This is a genomic window from Phenylobacterium koreense (assembly GCF_040545335.1).
GTDB classification, from domain to species: domain Bacteria; phylum Pseudomonadota; class Alphaproteobacteria; order Caulobacterales; family Caulobacteraceae; genus Phenylobacterium; species Phenylobacterium koreense.
The window spans coordinates 459,087-473,798 of record NZ_JBEPLU010000002.1; the positions used below are offsets into that span (position 1 = coordinate 459,087).

General features: G+C 68.5%; 18 protein-coding genes. 6 read left to right on the forward strand and 12 right to left on the reverse strand.

What is annotated here, in order from left to right; genetic code table 11:
• From acpS to ABID41_RS14045, 5 genes are read right to left on the reverse strand one after another with little or no spacing between them, the layout of a single operon-like run.
• Window positions 1-399: a holo-ACP synthase gene (acpS, locus tag ABID41_RS14025; RefSeq protein ID WP_331932488.1), complete on the reverse strand. Its 399-nt coding sequence runs from the start codon at window positions 397-399 to the stop codon at window positions 1-3.
• Complete coding sequence (locus ABID41_RS14030) at window positions 396-1,154, reverse strand: pyridoxine 5'-phosphate synthase (RefSeq protein WP_331932487.1); 759 nt, start codon at window positions 1,152-1,154, stop codon at window positions 396-398. The genes acpS and ABID41_RS14030 overlap by 4 nt, the downstream gene beginning before the upstream one ends.
• On the reverse strand, window positions 1,151-1,735 hold the full coding sequence (gene pyrE / locus ABID41_RS14035) for an orotate phosphoribosyltransferase (RefSeq protein WP_331932486.1): 585 nt from the start codon (window positions 1,733-1,735) through the stop codon (window positions 1,151-1,153). The genes ABID41_RS14030 and pyrE overlap by 4 nt, the downstream gene beginning before the upstream one ends.
• A gap of 38 nt (window positions 1,736-1,773) precedes the next feature.
• Window positions 1,774-3,030 carry an amidase gene (locus ABID41_RS14040; protein WP_354298077.1) on the reverse strand — a complete coding sequence of 419 codons (1,257 nt, stop codon included), beginning with the start codon at window positions 3,028-3,030 and terminating at the stop codon, window positions 1,774-1,776.
• Window positions 3,030-4,763 carry an N-acyl-D-amino-acid deacylase family protein gene (locus tag ABID41_RS14045; protein ID WP_331930578.1) on the reverse strand — a complete coding sequence of 578 codons (1,734 nt, stop codon included), beginning with the start codon at window positions 4,761-4,763 and terminating at the stop codon, window positions 3,030-3,032. The genes ABID41_RS14040 and ABID41_RS14045 overlap by 1 nt, the downstream gene beginning before the upstream one ends.
• Before the next feature lie 275 nt (window positions 4,764-5,038).
• On the opposite strand from ABID41_RS14045, the gene ABID41_RS14050 reads away from it, so the two are divergent.
• The 4 genes from ABID41_RS14050 (at window position 5,039) to ABID41_RS14065 (ending at window position 7,320) form a co-directional block, all read left to right on the forward strand.
• The gene (locus ABID41_RS14050; RefSeq protein ID WP_354297882.1) at window positions 5,039-5,719 is read left to right on the forward strand and encodes an alpha/beta hydrolase family protein; all 681 of its coding nucleotides are present in this window, start codon (window positions 5,039-5,041) and stop codon (window positions 5,717-5,719) included.
• A 54-nt stretch (window positions 5,720-5,773) separates the two neighbouring features.
• Entirely contained in the window at window positions 5,774-6,199 is a 426-nt protein-coding gene (locus ABID41_RS14055; RefSeq protein ID WP_331929696.1) for a group II truncated hemoglobin, read from the forward strand.
• Window positions 6,200-6,316: 117 nt separating this feature from the next.
• The gene (locus ABID41_RS14060) at window positions 6,317-6,760 is read left to right on the forward strand and encodes a DUF378 domain-containing protein (protein WP_331929698.1); all 444 of its coding nucleotides are present in this window, start codon (window positions 6,317-6,319) and stop codon (window positions 6,758-6,760) included.
• 140 nt (window positions 6,761-6,900) lie between these two features.
• Window positions 6,901-7,320, forward strand: a complete 420-nt coding sequence (locus ABID41_RS14065; RefSeq protein ID WP_354297883.1) for a CBS domain-containing protein — start codon at window positions 6,901-6,903, stop codon at window positions 7,318-7,320.
• Window positions 7,321-7,348: 28 nt separating this feature from the next.
• On the opposite strand, the gene ABID41_RS14070 is transcribed toward ABID41_RS14065, so the two are convergent.
• The 4 genes from ABID41_RS14070 to folK form a co-directional block, all read right to left on the reverse strand.
• A complete protein-coding gene (locus ABID41_RS14070; protein ID WP_331929702.1) occupies window positions 7,349-9,517 on the reverse strand; it encodes a RelA/SpoT family protein in 2,169 nt (722 codons plus the stop codon).
• A 92-nt stretch (window positions 9,518-9,609) separates the two neighbouring features.
• The gene (gene rpoZ / locus ABID41_RS14075; protein ID WP_331929704.1) at window positions 9,610-9,969 is read right to left on the reverse strand and encodes a DNA-directed RNA polymerase subunit omega; all 360 of its coding nucleotides are present in this window, start codon (window positions 9,967-9,969) and stop codon (window positions 9,610-9,612) included.
• A gap of 84 nt (window positions 9,970-10,053) precedes the next feature.
• Complete coding sequence (locus ABID41_RS14080) at window positions 10,054-10,692, reverse strand: HAD hydrolase-like protein (protein WP_331929706.1); 639 nt, start codon at window positions 10,690-10,692, stop codon at window positions 10,054-10,056.
• Window positions 10,693-10,785: 93 nt separating this feature from the next.
• On the reverse strand, window positions 10,786-11,325 hold the full coding sequence (gene folK / locus ABID41_RS14085; protein WP_331929708.1) for a 2-amino-4-hydroxy-6-hydroxymethyldihydropteridine diphosphokinase: 540 nt from the start codon (window positions 11,323-11,325) through the stop codon (window positions 10,786-10,788).
• Between folK and ABID41_RS14090 the strand changes: the two genes are divergently transcribed.
• Together ABID41_RS14090 and ABID41_RS14095 are read left to right on the forward strand one after the other, a co-directional pair.
• A complete protein-coding gene (locus tag ABID41_RS14090) occupies window positions 11,324-11,926 on the forward strand; it encodes a LabA-like NYN domain-containing protein (protein WP_331929710.1) in 603 nt (200 codons plus the stop codon). The two genes, folK and ABID41_RS14090, sit on opposite strands and share 2 nt — an antisense overlap.
• Window positions 11,926-12,573, forward strand: a complete 648-nt coding sequence (locus ABID41_RS14095) for a uracil-DNA glycosylase (protein WP_354297884.1) — start codon at window positions 11,926-11,928, stop codon at window positions 12,571-12,573. The genes ABID41_RS14090 and ABID41_RS14095 overlap by 1 nt, the downstream gene beginning before the upstream one ends.
• Here the strand turns inward: ABID41_RS14095 and ABID41_RS14100 are convergent.
• Genes ABID41_RS14100 through dapA form a run of 3 tightly spaced genes read right to left on the reverse strand, consistent with a single transcriptional unit; the run spans window position 12,570 to window position 14,637 of the window.
• Window positions 12,570-13,298 (reverse strand): GNAT family N-acetyltransferase, encoded by a 729-nt coding sequence (locus ABID41_RS14100; RefSeq protein WP_331929556.1) that lies wholly within the window; start codon window positions 13,296-13,298, stop codon window positions 12,570-12,572. The genes ABID41_RS14095 and ABID41_RS14100 overlap by 4 nt on opposite strands.
• Window positions 13,298-13,753, reverse strand: coding sequence for an SsrA-binding protein SmpB (gene smpB, locus ABID41_RS14105; protein WP_354297885.1), 456 nt, complete (start codon window positions 13,751-13,753; stop codon window positions 13,298-13,300). The genes ABID41_RS14100 and smpB overlap by 1 nt, the downstream gene beginning before the upstream one ends.
• Window positions 13,753-14,637 (reverse strand): 4-hydroxy-tetrahydrodipicolinate synthase, encoded by an 885-nt coding sequence (gene dapA / locus ABID41_RS14110; protein ID WP_331929560.1) that lies wholly within the window; start codon window positions 14,635-14,637, stop codon window positions 13,753-13,755. The genes smpB and dapA overlap by 1 nt, the downstream gene beginning before the upstream one ends.
• Between the last annotated feature and the right edge of the window lie 75 nt (window positions 14,638-14,712).

The following is a 14,712-nucleotide window of genomic DNA, read 5'->3' on the forward strand; positions in this document are numbered from 1 at the left end:
CTACTCCGGCACGGCCTCGATGATCACGAAGGCCTGCGCATAGGGGTGGTCGTCGGTCAGCGACAGGTGGATCACCACCTTATGGCCGGGCGGGGTCATGGCCTCCAGCCGCTTCGCCGCGCCGCCGGTCAGCGCCATGGTCGGCTGGCCTGAGCGCATGTTCACCACGCCCATGTCTCGCCAGAAGACTCCGGCCCTGAGCCCGGTGCCCAGGGCCTTGGAACAGGCTTCCTTGGCCGCAAAGCGCTTGGCGTAGCTGGCCGCTCGGTCCGGCTTGCGGTCCGATCGCGTGCGCTCGATCTCGGTGAAGATGCGCTGGGTGAAGCGGTCGCCGAACCGCTCCAGGGTCTCGGCCACCCGACGGATATCGGAAAGATCCGAGCCGATGCCGATGATCAAGCCGCCCTCCCGGCGCGCGCCTCGTCCATCAGGGCCCGCATCCGCTGGATCGCTGGGGCCAGGCCCACGAAGATCGCCTCGCCGATCAGGAAGTGGCCGATGTTCAGCTCCATGACCTCGGGGATCGCGGCGACCGGTTTGACGGTCTCATAGTCGATACCGTGGCCGGCATGGACCTCCAGGCCGAGCCGCCCGGCTTCGGCGGCCGTCACGCGCAGGGCCTCCAGCAGCTTGCCGGCATTGGGTGAGCGATCGCGGACGGCGTCGCAATAGGCGCCGGTGTGCAGTTCGACCACCTGGGCGCCCATGGCCTTGGACGCGGCCGCCTGAGCCGGGTCGGCGTCGATGAAGCAGGAGACGCGTACGCCCGCGGCGGCCAGCTTGCTCACCACCGGGGCGATGTGGTTGTGGCCGCCGACCACGTCCAGCCCGCCCTCCGTCGTGCGCTCCTCGCGCCGCTCGGGCACCAGGCAGGCCGCATGCGGCAGGTGCGACAGGGCGATGGCCTCCATTTCGGGGGTCACCGCCATCTCGAAGTTCAGCGGCCGGCCACGCTTGCGGGTGATCGCGGCCAAGGCGTCGATATCGGCGTCGGAGATATGCCGCCGATCCTCGCGCAGGTGAGCGGTGATCCCGTCGGCCCCGGCCGCGATGGCCAGTTCGGCCGCCCGCACCGGGTCGGGATAGTTGCTCCCACGGGCGTTCCGGATGGTCGCCACATGGTCGATGTTCACGCCCAGCCGAAGCTTGTTCACTTGTTGAGCCTCCGGCTCCCGGGGTCCTCGATGGGGATCGCCGCCAGTTCCGGCGGCAGTTGGTCGGCGGGATAGGCCGGCACGTCCAGCCGGGCCAGGGCGACGAAGGGCGCGCCCGGATCGGCCCGGCCGCCGGAGCGATCGACGATGCAGGCCGCGACGACGACGTTTCCGCCGGCCTTCTTGATCGCCTCGACGCACTCGCGCGATGAAAGGCCTGTCGAGACGATGTCCTCGACCATGGCGATCCGCGCGCCCGGCGGGATCGCGAAGGCGCGGCGCAGCTTGAACTCTCCGCCTTCCCGCTCGACGTACATCGACGGAACGCCGAGGGCGCGGGCGGTCTCGTAGCCGGGGATGATCCCGCCGACGGCCGGCGAGATGCACAGATCGACCTCGCCGACCGCTTCCTTGATCTTCGCCGCCAGCGCCTTGCACAGCCGCTCGGTGCGCTCCGGATACTGAAAAACCAGGTTTTTCTGGAGGAAGGTCCCGGAATGCAGGCCGCTCGACAGGACGAAGTGGCCTTCGCGCAGGGCGCCCGAGGCGCGGAACTCTTCCAGGACGTCTTCAGTGTTCATTTGGGTCTCCTGATCTGCGCTTATCGCAAATCTGCCGGTCAGGAGAACCCCGAAAGGTCGGGCATGCGCCCATTCCATCCCGACACCCTCTCCAGGGCCGCCGCGAGGGCGACGACGGAGGTCTCGTCGGCGTCGCCGCCCATGACCTGGAAGCCTATCGGCATCCCTGTTTTTGCGAGCCCAATCGGCAGGTTTGCTGCCGATATGTCCAGATAGTTGCCGGCGCGGGTCATGGCCGAAAACGGCGAGGTGGTTTCGTCGGCCTCGGCGATGGGCGGGGCCGGGATCGGCGAGGTCGGGCTGACCAGGGCGTGATAGGACGCCATCCAGGCGCCGAATTCGGCCTGATGGGCCGCCCGCTGCGCCTGGGCCTGGGCGAGCTGGGCGTCGGTCACCTCGCGGCCGGCTTCGAAGCGCCGGCGGATCCAAGGGTCCATGCGCTCGCCATGCGCCTCGACGTGCGCCCCGCGCACCCGCCAGCCCTCGGCGGTCATCAGCCAGCCATTGGGCGCGAAATAGTCCGAGAACGGCCGCGGCAACCGCGCCTCCTCGACCACCACGTCCAGAGCCCGAAGCTTGCGCAGGGCCTCCTCGTAGTGCGCGGCGACGTCCGGGTGGATGTCCGGGACCGCCGACAGCGGAAGCGCGGCCACGCGCCAGCCCTTGACCGGCGTCGCAAGCGCGGCGGCCGCGTCGAACGCAGGACGGGCCGAAAAGCCGTCATCGGGCCCGGACATGGCCGCCAGCGCCTGCGCCGCGTCCGCCACCGATCGCGCCAGCACCCCGACTGTGTCGAGGCTGGGCGCCAGGTCATGGACGCCGCGGGTCGAGACGAGGCCCCTGCCCGGCTTGATCCCTACGACGCCGCAGGCCGCGGCCGGGATCCGCACCGAGCCGCCGGTGTCGGTGCCGAGCGCCACGTCGCAGAGCCCGGCGGCGACCGCCACGGCCGATCCGCTCGACGAGCCGCCCGGCGCGCGATGCACCGAGGGGTCCCAGGGGTTCCACGGCGCGCCCACCACACGGTTGGTTCCCCAGCCGCCGCAGGCCAGCTCGACCGTGTGGGTCTTGCCCACCACGCCATAGCCGGCGTCGATCAGGCGCTGGACGACCGTCGCGTGGCAGGCCGGCGCGGGATCGAGGGGAACCACGCCCCCGCCGCCGGTCGGAACCCCGGCGACGTCGATCAGGTCCTTGACCGCCAGGGTCGGGCCCCCGGCGCTCAGCGGCGGATCGAACGTCGTGACGAAGGCGTGCAGCCGTTCGCCCAAGCGCCGGCGCTCGTCCGGCGTCATCACCAGGCCCAGCTCCAGTCCTTGGCGCTCACGCGGCAGCCGCCGTCGGCCCAGCCCTTCCAGCCGCGGCCGCGCACCACCTGGCCGGAGAGCTGGCCAGTGGGCTCGCCGTCCTTGAGGACCAGCTTGCCGTTGACGATCACGTCACGCACGCCGGTCGCGAATTGGGCGGGCTTCTCGTAGGTCCCCACATCGCCGATCGTCTGGGGATCGAAGACCACCACGTCGGCGTGATAGCCGACCTTCAACAGGCCGCGGTCCTTCAGGCCAAGGTTCTGCGCCGGATAGGCCGAGAGCCGCCGGACCGCGTCGGCCAGGGTCGTGGTCTTCTCGTCGCGGACGTACTTGCCCAGCAGGCGAGCGAAATTGCCGTAGGCCCGCGGATGGGTGCTGGACTTGAGGAACGGTCCCTCCGGCGCCTGGGCCGAGGCGTCCGAGCCGAAGCTCATCCAGGGCAGCGCCGTCTGGCGGGCGACGTTCTCCTCGGACATCAGGAAATAGACCACCTGCACCCGGCTGCCGTCCTCGATCACGAGGTCGATGGCCGCGTCCTCGGGCGAGACGCCGCGCTCCTTGGCGACCTCCGCCAGGGTCTTGCCGGTAAGGGGCTTGAGCGCCGGGTTCTTGAACCCGACCAGCAGCGTGCCTTCCGCGCCGGCGTGCCGGTAGAGGTTCTCGAAGTCCGGCTTCTCCTGGCGCATCTCGGCCAGGACCTTGGCGCGGGTCGTCGGGTCCTTCATCCGCGCGATCCAGTTCTCGACGCCGCCCGCCTGCACCCAGGTCGGCATGGCCGCATCCAGGCCGGTGGAGCCAGCGGTGTAGGTGTACATGTCGGCGGTGATCCGATGCCCCGCGGCGCGGGCCGCCTCGATCCGCGCGATGGCCGGGTCGAGCTTGTCCCAGTTGGTCTTGCCGGCCTGCTTGAGGTGATAGATCTCGGCCGGCGCGCCCGACGCCTTGGATATTTCGATCAGCTCGTCGATCGCCTCCAGCAGGCGATCGGCTTCGGAGCGCATGTGGCTGATGTACATGCCGCCGCAGCGTCCGGCCTCGGTGGCCAAAGCGATGAGTTCCGGCGTCTCGGCATAGCTGCCCGGGGCATAGATGATCGAGGAGCCGACGCCGAGCGCGCCGTCCTCCATCGCCTCGACCACCAACCTGCGCATCTGCGCGAGTTGCTCGGGCGTGGGATCGACGTCGCCCTCGCCCAGCACATTCTCGCGCACCGTCGCCGCGCCGACGAAGGATGCGACGTTCAGAGCGACGCCGCGCCGGGTCAGCCAGGACATGTATTCGTCCAGGGTGGTCCAGGCGATGTCGTACTTGATGTCACCCATCCGCTGGGTTTCGAGCCGCTTCATTTCCGGCGACCACGGCCCCATGGACGAGCCCTCGCCCATCACCTCCAGCGTCACGCCCTGCTTGAGTTCGGAGAGGCCGCGCGGGTCGGCGATCAGGCTGTCGGTCGCCCAGGAAAGCATGTTGATGAAGCCGGGAGAAACCGCCTTGCCGCCGGCGTCGATCACGCTCGCCGCGGTCTCCGGCGCCTTGGCCCCGACATAGGCGATCCGGTCCTCCTTGATCGCCACCTCGCCCTTGAACGGCGCGCCGCCCGAACCGTCGTAGATCTCGGCGTTGCGGATCAGGAGGTCATAGGCCGGCGGCGACGCCGCCCAGGCCGAGGTGCTTGCGAGCAGGAAGGCGGCGAGACTCAGGAGGACGGGTTTTTGCATGGGCCCATGTGAAGCCAGAATTTCCCGCCTGTCAGGCGCCGCTTGCCCGGCAAGGTGGCAAAAATCCGCCCGCAGAAGGAACCGCCTGCGCGGAAGGAGGTTCAAGACTTGTCCACGCGAACATGGACATAGCCCGATCCCGAAACGCAAATTCGATCGGACAGCGAAGCCCAGGATCCCCCTCCTGGGCTTCGTTTCGCTTGGGGTCCCTCTCCGAGCAGCCCCCTCGGCGCCAGACCCATGCCAAGCCCGCGCCGGATCGCTATGTTGGCGCCATGGCTGGCGAAACCCTGACCCTTGACCTTCCGAATGGCGAAACCGTCTCGGCGCTCTGGCAGGCGCCGGCCGCCCCGAAGGCCGTGCTGAGCCTGGCGCACGGGGCCGGCGCAGGCATGACGCACCGGCACATGGCCGCCACCGCCGACGGCCTGGAGGCCCGAGGCGTCGCGACCCTTCGCTTCCAGTTCCCGTACATGGAGAAGGGCGGCAAGCGGCCGGACCCGCCGCGCATCGCCCATGCAGCGGTCCGCGCGGCCGCGGCCGAAGCCGCGCGCCGGTCCGGCGGGGCGCCGCTTTTTGCCGGCGGCCGTTCGTTCGGCGGACGCATGACGTCTCAGGCCCAGGCGCTCGCGCCGCTTGAGGGCGTCCGCGGCCTCGTGTTCTTCGCCTTCCCGCTACATCCGGCCGGCAAGCCTGGCGTCGAGCGGGCCGATCACCTCGCGGACGTGGCCATCCCCATGCTCTTCCTGCAAGGAACGGCCGACACCCTGGCCCAGCTCGAGCTGCTTGCGCCGGTCGTCTCGAGCCTCGGCGAGCGCGCGACCCTGATCCTGGCCGAGAGCGCCGACCATTCCTTCCACGTCCCTGCCCGCACAGGCCGCAAGGACGCCGAAGTCCTGAACGATATTCTCGACGGCGCCGCGGACTGGATGACGGGCTTTCAGGCGGCGTCCTGACGCGCCCTTGATCCAGATCAACGCGGCTTTCGGGCCCGCGCCCACAATTGTCGCATGAGCGATCATGTCCAACGCGCCGCCGCACGCCCGCGTGTGTTCCCTTACGTGCTCATCGGCGAGGAGGAAGGCGTCCGGCGCCTGGTCGCCGCCTTCTACGACACCATGGAGCAGGACCCGGCGTTCGTGGAGCTGCGCGCGATTCACGCGGCGGACCTCGGCCCCGTACGAGCACGCCTCGCCGACTTCCTCGCCCAGTGGATGGGCGGCCCACGTGTCTACGCCGAGCGACACCCGGGACGGCCCTGCATCGTCTCGGCCCATTCGCCCTTCACGATCGACGACGCCATGGCCGAGGATTGGATGGCTTGCATGAAGAAGGCTTTCGCGCGGGCGAAAACGCCGGAGCCCGCCCGGCGCCTGATCGAGCCAGTGTTCATGGATATGTGCCTGGGCCTGCGCAACGACCGCACGCGAGCCTGAACTCAGGCGGCCCGGCGTCGCGAGAGGTCCCGCCCGCCCCATTCCGTCCGCATCCGGAAATTTTTCAGTCGCCGCGGAACTCCGCTGACGGCCTGCCCGTTGATGATTCGGTCGGAGATGAAAATCGAAGACCACGCCCGGCAAATCGTCCAGAAATGGAAAATGATAGTCGGACAGGAAGCCCGGTGGGTCTCGAACCCCCGGGCTTCGCTGCATCTGGGGCCCCTCACAAAATCGCGCATGCCGGAACAGCGTTCGCTCGCCGTTGGTTGTTATGTCGTGAAGCTTCCTCTCCAGGAGGAGACAATGAAGTGGCTCAATCTCATCACCTTGGCTCTCGCTGTCATCGGCGGCCTCAACTGGGGGTTCGTCGCCTTTGGCGGCCATGGAGCTGACGTGATCGCCAACGCATTCGGCGGCGACGGAACGATCGGCGCGCGGATCGCCTACGGCCTGTTCGGCCTTTCGGCCCTCTGGCAGTTGGCGCCGCTCTTCCGCTCGGTCCGGGTCGGCGAAATCGACGCCGAGGCCGACCTGCATCACCGGGGCCTGCGCCACTAGGCGTTCGGGAACACTCCGGCTCCAGGCGTTCGGGAACAACCCGGCCGTCCGCAGGTTTCGCCATCAGGCCCGCCCGCCAAGGGCGGGCCTGGATTTCCACCTACGTCCAAGGAGTTCGCCCCATGAAGGTGAGCGATTGCATGACCCGAAACGTCAAGATGGCCAATCCCGGCGAAACCCTGCAGGACGCGGCGCGGACGATGGCCGACCTCGACGCCGGCATCCTTCCGGTCAGTGAGGGAGATCGGCTGGTCGGAATGATCACCGACCGCGACATCGCCGTGCGCGGCGTCGCGACCGGCAAGGGCCCGCAGGCCCAGGTCAAGGACGTGATGAGCCGCGAGGTTCGGTACTGCTTCGAGGACGACGACAGCGAAGCCGTCCTGCAGAACATGAGCGACATCCAGGTCCGCCGCCTGCCGGTGCTGAACCGCGACAAGCGCCTGGTGGGCATCGTCTCGATCGCCGATCTGGCCTCGATCAGCCAGGCCGCCCGCACCGGCGAGGCCCTGGGCGGAATCTCCCGCCCCGGCGGCGAGCATTCCCAGACGTTCCACTAGAGGACGGCAATCTGCGCGCCGCGCGGACCTATCCCTTCGCCCGATCGACCGTTTCGATACTGGGATAGGCCCGCAGGGCCGCGGCGATATGGGTGAGGTGCCGGGCGTCCTTCACCTCGATGTCGAAATCCACATCGAAGAAGTCCGACTGCCGGCGGTGCATGCGCAGGTTCACGATATTGCCGCCGGCTTCGCCGATGGCCGTGCAGGCCTGGCCCAGCACGCCGGGCGCGTTGCGGATGGTGGCGGTCAGCTTCGACAGCGTCACCGTGTTGCGCTCGGCCTCCTGCGTCCACTGCAGGTCGCGCCAGAGCTCTTCGCGATCCTCGAACTCGGCCAGGCGCGCGCAGTCGATGGTGTGGATGGTCAGGCCCGTGCCGTCCGGCTCCAGGATGCCGACGATGCGGTCGCCCGGCACCGGCGTGCAGCATTGGCCGAAGTTCAGCGAAACCCCCGGCGTCAGGCCGCCCCCCCGCACATAGAGCCTCGCGCCCTTGCCGCCTTCGATCCGCCGGGTGGCGGCCGCCGCATCCCGCTCCGAGGCCTTCAGCCCGGGGAAGATCACGTCCAGCACCTGGGTCGGGGAAATGCGGCCGCGGCCGACCAACTCGAAGAGCTCTTCCTCGCTGGCCACCGCGAAGCGTTCCAGCGACGGCTTCAGCAGCACGTCCTTGCGCGACTTGCCGGCCCGTTCGAAGGTCTGGTCGATGGTCGCGGCGCCGAGGCGGACGAACTCCTCCTTCTCGGTCTGGCGGATATGGCGGCGGATCGCCGAGCGCGCGCGGCCGGTCACGGTGAGCGAGCGCCAGTCGGCGGGCACCACGGGCCGGGCGCCGCGGATCACCTCGACCACGTCGCCGTTCTGAAGAATCGTCCGTAAGGGCTTGAGTTCGCCGTTGATCTTCACGCCGATGCAGGTGTCGCCCACATCGGTGTGGACGGCGTAGGCGAAGTCCAGCGGCATGGCCCCGCGCGGCAGGCTGACCAGCTTTCCCTTCGGCGTGAAGACGAAGACCTGGTCGAGGTACATTTCGAGCTTGGCGTGCTCGACCAGTTCCTCGACGTCGCCGCCGTGCTCCAGCACCTGCACCAGGTGGCGCAGGTTCACCAGCGGATCGCGCCCGCCGTCGGCGGCCTGGGCCTCGGCGTCGAAGCCGTAGGACGAGTTCTTGTAGCGCCAGTGGGCGGCCACGCCGTCCTCGGCGATCCGGTCCATGGTCTCGGTGCGGATCTGCATCTCGATCCGCATGCCCTTGGGCCCGACCACGGTCGTGTGCAGCGAGCGGTAGTTGTTGCGCTTGGGGGTGGAGATGAAGTCCTTGAAGCGCTCGGGCACGCTCGGCCAGGCCCGGTGGATAACACCGAGGGCCGCGTAGCAATCGGCCTCGGTATCGACGATCACCCGGAAGGCGTAGATGTCGGAAAGCTGAGAAAACCCAATCGATTTGCGCTGCAGCTTGCGCCAGATCGAATAGGGGTGCTTCTCGCGGCCGAAGACCCGCGCCGCGATCCCCGCGGTTTCCAGCTTGGCGGCGATCTCGCCCGAGACCACCGACACCGCCCGGCCCTGCTCGTTGCGCAGCGCTTCCAGCCGACGTCCGATGGCGTCGCGGGCCACGGGGTTGAGATGCTCGAAGGCGAGCTCCTCGAGCTCGGAACAGATGCGGTGACAGCCGATGGACCGCGCCAGTGGCGCATAGATGTCCAGGGTCTCGCGGGCGATCCGCTCCCGCTTTGCGGGGCTTTTGATGTAGTGGAGCGTCCGCATGTTGTGCAGGCGGTCGGCCAGCTTCACCATCAGCACCCGCACATCCTTGGAGATCGCCAGGATGAACTTGCGGAGGTTCTCGGCCTGCTTGGTGTGCTCGCTGTTGAGCTCCAGCTTGGTGAGCTTGGTGACGCCCTCGACCAGTTCGGTGATCTCGGGCCCGAACAGGCCGCGGATATCCTCGGGCGTGGCCGAGGTGTCCTCGATCACGTCGTGCAGCAGGGCCGTGACGATGGTGGCGGTGTCCAGCCGATAGTCGGTCAGGATACCCGCCACCTCGATGGGATGGGCGAAATAGGGGTCGCCGGACGCGCGCTTCTGCGACCCATGCATGCGCATGGCGTAGACATAGGCGCGGTTCAGCACCGCCTCGTCGGCGGTCGGATCGTAGGAACGGACCTTTTCGATCAGCTCATACTGGCGAAGCATCTTCGGCCGCGACTTGGCGACCGGCGCATCGTTTCTATCAGCGGAGGTTTCGGCCGCCGCCGCGACAGTGAGAGGGTCTGCGCCGTCCGGGCTCAGTACCGCTCCTCCTGGCCGCCGTCGCGGTCGCTTTGCAGGGCGCGGACCAGTTCCAGCTCGCTCATCTGCATGTGGGTCGGATCGGCCAGCAGGGCGAGGGTTTCAGCCTCTTCCTCGGCTTCCGAACGCTCGTCGACGCGCTGCAGCGTGCCGATCAGGTTTTCGCGCAGGTCGTCGGCGTCCACCACGTCATCGGCGATTTCACGCAGGGCGACCACCGGGTTCTTGTCGTTGTCCCGGTCGACCATCAGCTGGGCGCCGGCGGAAATGCCACGGGCGCGATGAGCCGCCAGCAGCACGAGGCTGAAGCGGTTGGGGACCTTCTCGACGCAATCTTCGACGGTGACGCGGGCCATGTAATCCTCAGAAGGGCGGTAGAACTCGATAAAATATAGGGTTCGGCGCGATTGTGCAACGCCGCAACCGGCGATGACCCCGGTTCAGATGCCGCAGAGACCAGCTTCGCGCAGCACGTCGTCGGTGGTTTCGAACAGCGCGCTGGGCCGCTGGGCCCGCAGGATGTCCGCATTGGCGTATCCCCAGGTCACCGCCCCGGTCGCCAGGCGCACCTTGCGCGCAGCCTCGATGTCGCGAACCTCGTCGCCCACGCTCAGCACGTCGGCCTCGGCCACGCCGGCCTTGCGGATGACGTCGCGGAACTTGCGGGCCTTGCCGAACACCGAGGCGCCGCAGCCGTAATGGCTGACCAGGCCGGCCAGGTCCGGGCCGAGCACCTTGCGGACCGTCGCTTCGGAGTTGGAGCTGACGATGGCCAGCTTCACGCCCCTGCCCTGCAGCCGCCGCAGCATCTCGGCCACGCCTGGAAACAGGTTGATCGAGGATGCGGCCTCCGCCGCCAGCTTGCGCGCATGGGCGGCGATGAAGGGCAGCTTCCACGGGCTGACGCGCAGGCGGCGCATGATCTCGCGGTTGGGCTGGCTTCGCAGCCGGGCCATTTCGGCGACGTCGATTTCCCGGAAGCCGTAACGCCGGGCCATCCCGTTAAGGGCGACCGCGAACCAGGCGGCGCTGTCGGCCAAGGTGCCGTCGAAGTCGAAGATGATGAGGCGATAACCCAAGCTTCGGGGCTCCCGCGTTCCAGAAGGGGCCGGCGGGTATACCCCCTGGGCGGCTGCGTCAACGCGGCTCACCGGCGCAGCGAACGCCCGCCGTCAGGCCGGGCGGGCGTCGCGCCCCACGGGAGCCTCGCGGGCCAGTTCCGCCGCGGTCTTGCCCAGCACCGGATGGCGCCATTCGGGCGCGATCTCGGCCAACGGTCCCATCACGAACAGGCGCTCGTGCGCGCGGGGGTGCGGCAGGGTCAGGGACGGGTCGTCGGAAACGATTCGCCCATAGGCGATCAGGTCGAGATCGAGCGTCCGGGACGCATTTCGCGCGAGCCGCGTGCGCCCGAATTCGTCTTCCAGCATGAACAGTGTCCTGATTAGCGTCTCAGGGGGCTGGCGAGCCTCGACAAGCACGACTCCATTACGATACTCATGACTATTCGGGTCCGGCCACGCGGCGGAGCGCCACCAGGAGGACCGACGCAGGATGGGCAATCCCGCCGCCGCGAAACGAGTAAGCGCTACCTCGAGAAGGGTTTCGGACGAACCATAGTCGCCAGGCATATTGCTGCCCAAGGCGACAACAGCCGCATCGTCCGGATTTTTTAAGCCCAGAGACATTTTCGCAGGAATATTCGCAATCATGACTTTCTACCCCACGGACAGGCTGGCGCTCTTCATTGATGGAGCGAACCTGTATTCCGCCGCCAAGGGGCTAGGCTTCGACATCGACTATCGCAAGTTGCTCGAGGAATTCCGCAAGCGCGGGGTTCTGGTGCGGGCCTATTACTATACTGCGCTGGTCGAGGATCAGGAATATTCGCCCATCCGGCCGCTGGTCGACTGGCTCGACTACAACGGCTTCCGGCTCGTGACCAAGCCGGCGCGCGAGTACACCGACGCGCAGGGCCGCAAGCGCTGGCGCGGCGACATGGATGTCGAGATCGCCGTCGACATGATGGAGATGGCCGAGCACGCCGACCATCTGGTGCTGTTCTCCGGCGACGGGGACTTCCGCGTGCTGGTCGAGGCCGTGCAGCGGCGCGGCTCGCGGGTGACCGTCGTCTCGACGGTGAAGTCGCAGCCGCCCATGGCTTCGGACGACCTGCGGCGGCAGGCGGACAACTTCGTGGACCTGGCGGATCTGGCCGAGATCATCGGCCGGCCCTCGCGCCTGCCCAGGTTCATTCAGGAAAGCCGCGCCGCCCGCGACGAGCACGGCCACGACGTCGACGCCGATATCTGATGTCCGTTGAGCTTTGGGGCGCCGAGCCGCCCCGCGATTGCCCGCTCTGCCCGCGGCTGGTGGCCTATCGCCAGGCGAACGCGGCCCAGCATCCTGACTGGTGGAACGGCCCGGCCCCGTCGTTCGGCGATCCGGCGGCGCGGCTGCTGGTGGCGGGCCTGGCGCCGGGCCGCACCGGCGCCAACCGCACGGGCCGGCCGTTCACCGGCGACCATGCCGGCTGGATGCTCTACGACACCCTGGCCAAGACGGGATTCGCCAACGACCGGTTCGATGCGCGCACCGACGACGGGCTCGAGCTGACCGACTGCATGATCACCAACGCTGTGCGCTGTGCTCCGCCCGGCAACAAGCCCGAGACCAGCGAGGAAAACACCTGCCGCCAGTTCCTGACGAAGCGGCTGGAGGACCTGCCGAATCTGAAGGTCATCGTCACCCTAGGCGACGTTTCGCGCAGGAACGTGCTGAAGGCGCTGGGGCTGAAGGCCTCGGCCGGCCTGCCAGGCCACGGGACCGAGTTCCACGCAGGGCCTTACGTGATCCTCAACAGCTATCATTGCTCGCGGCTCAACACGAACACCGGCCGCCTGACCGCCGAGATGTTCGAGGCGGTCTTCCGCCGCGCCCGGGCGCTGCTGGACGCCTAGCTCCAGTAGAAGTAGCGCCAGGCCTTCTGGAAGCCGGCGCGGCGATAGAGGCTGCGCGCGACCTCGTTGCCCTCTTCGACCTGCAGGAAGACCTGCTCGATGCGCCGGGCCTGGGCGGACCGGGCCAGGCCCGCCAGGACGCGGCCGGCCAGGCCTTCGCCGCGGCGAGCCAGGTCGGTGCGCATGCCATGCACGCTGGCCCAGCCGTAGCCGAAGGCGGCGACGCCGACCGCCAGCATCCGCTCCCCCTCCCCGATCCCGCCATAGACGGCGTCCGGCGAGCGACTCAGCGCGGCCACCCGGTTGGCCCCATCGGCCGGATCGAAGCCCTCGCTGGTGAAAACGGAGGCCCAGGCGCCCACGGGCGCGCCGCAGACGTCGGCCGGCTCGCCGCGCGCCGCGGCGATCATGCCGGTCGCGGTCCCGATCTTCACGAGGGTCGGCTGTTCGGGGCGGTAGCCGCGGCGGGTCAGTTCGTCTCGGAGGCCCTGCAGGCCGGGCGGGTCGCCGATCCGGAAGGCTGGCGCAAGGCCGCGCTCGACATAGGCCGCCTCGATGGCGTCGAGCACCGCGGCGTCGGGGGCGAGGTCATGGCTCAGCGGAACCGCGCTGCGAGCCCGATGGATGGTTCCGGGATCGAGCGCGACCAGCCAGCCGCCGATCTCCAGGACTTCGCGTGGCGCGACGGCCGCGACCGTCGCCCGCTCGATCGCCTCGACGTCCATCAGCCGCGGTCGCGCAGCAGCCGGGCCTTGTCGCGCTGCCAGTCGCGCTCGGCGGTCGCCTCGCGCTTGTCGTGCAGCTTCTTGCCCTTGGCCATCGAGATTTCGAGCTTCGCCAGGCCCTTGTCGTTCCAATAGAGCTTGGTCGGAATGATGGTCCGGCCTTCCCGCTGCACGGCCCCGATCAGCCGATCGAGCTGCTTGCGATGCAGCAGCAGCTTCCGGTGCCGCCGGGGCTCATGATTGAAGCGGTTGGCCTGGGCGAAGGGCGGGATGTCGGCGTTGATCAGCATCACCTCGTCCCCTTCGACGGAGACGTAGGATTCGGCGATGTTGGCGCGGCCGGTGCGCAGCGACTTCACCTCCGAGCCGGTCAGCACGATGCCGGCCTCGAAGGGTTCCTCGAGGAAATAGTCGTACCGGGCGCGCCGGTTCTCTGCGATGACCTTGCCCGCCATCAGACGACGCCGGCTTCCCTCATCGCAGCCAGGACCTCGGCGCGGCTGGCTTCCGACGCCGGCGTGATCGGCAGGCGCGCGTCCTCCAGGCACAGGCCCAGATGCGCCAGGGCGAACTTGGTCGGCGACGGCGAGGCGTCGGTGAACAGCGACTTGTGCAGGCGGAACAGGCGGTCCTGCCAGTAGAGCGCCGTCTTCCAGTCATGCGCCATGGCGGCGTTGAAGAAGGTCGCGCAGAGGTCCGGCGCCACGTTGGCGGTCACCGAGATGCAACCGTGGCCGCCATGGGCCATGTGGCCGAGCGCGGTCGGATCGTCGCCCGACAGCATCACCCAATCCTCGCCGCACAGCAGGCGCTGGGCGGTCGCACGGGTCATGTCGCCGGTGGCGTCCTTGACGCCGACGATGTTCGGCAGCTTGGCCAACCGCGCCAGGGTGTCGTTCGAGATGTCCACCGAGGTGCGCGAGGGCACGTTGTAGACCAGCACCGGAAGCTGCACCGCCTCGTTGATCGCCGCATAGTGGGCGTAGAGGCCCTCCTGGCTGGGGCGATTGTAGTAGGGCGTGACCACGAGCGCCGCGTCCGCGCCGACGGCCTTGGCGTGCGCCACCAGCTCGATGGCCTCCTCGGTGGAGTTGGAGCCGGCGCCGGCGACCACCGGGACCCGGCCGGCGGCCGTCTTCACCGCCAGCTCGACCACGCGCCGGTGCTCGTCGTGGGAAAGGGTCGCAGTTTCCCCGGTCGTGCCCACCGGCACGATGCCGTGCACGCCGCCGGCGATCTGGCGCTCGGCGAGCGCGACGAACGCTTTCTCGTCCACGGCGCCGTCGCGGAACGGAGTCACCAACGCGGGCATGACGCCCTTGAACAAAACTTCTGACATGGTCTGCAAAAAGCCGTGAAGAGAAGGCCAGTTGTTGCGGCCTAAAGATTTGGCCGGACAATATGGCGGCGCACC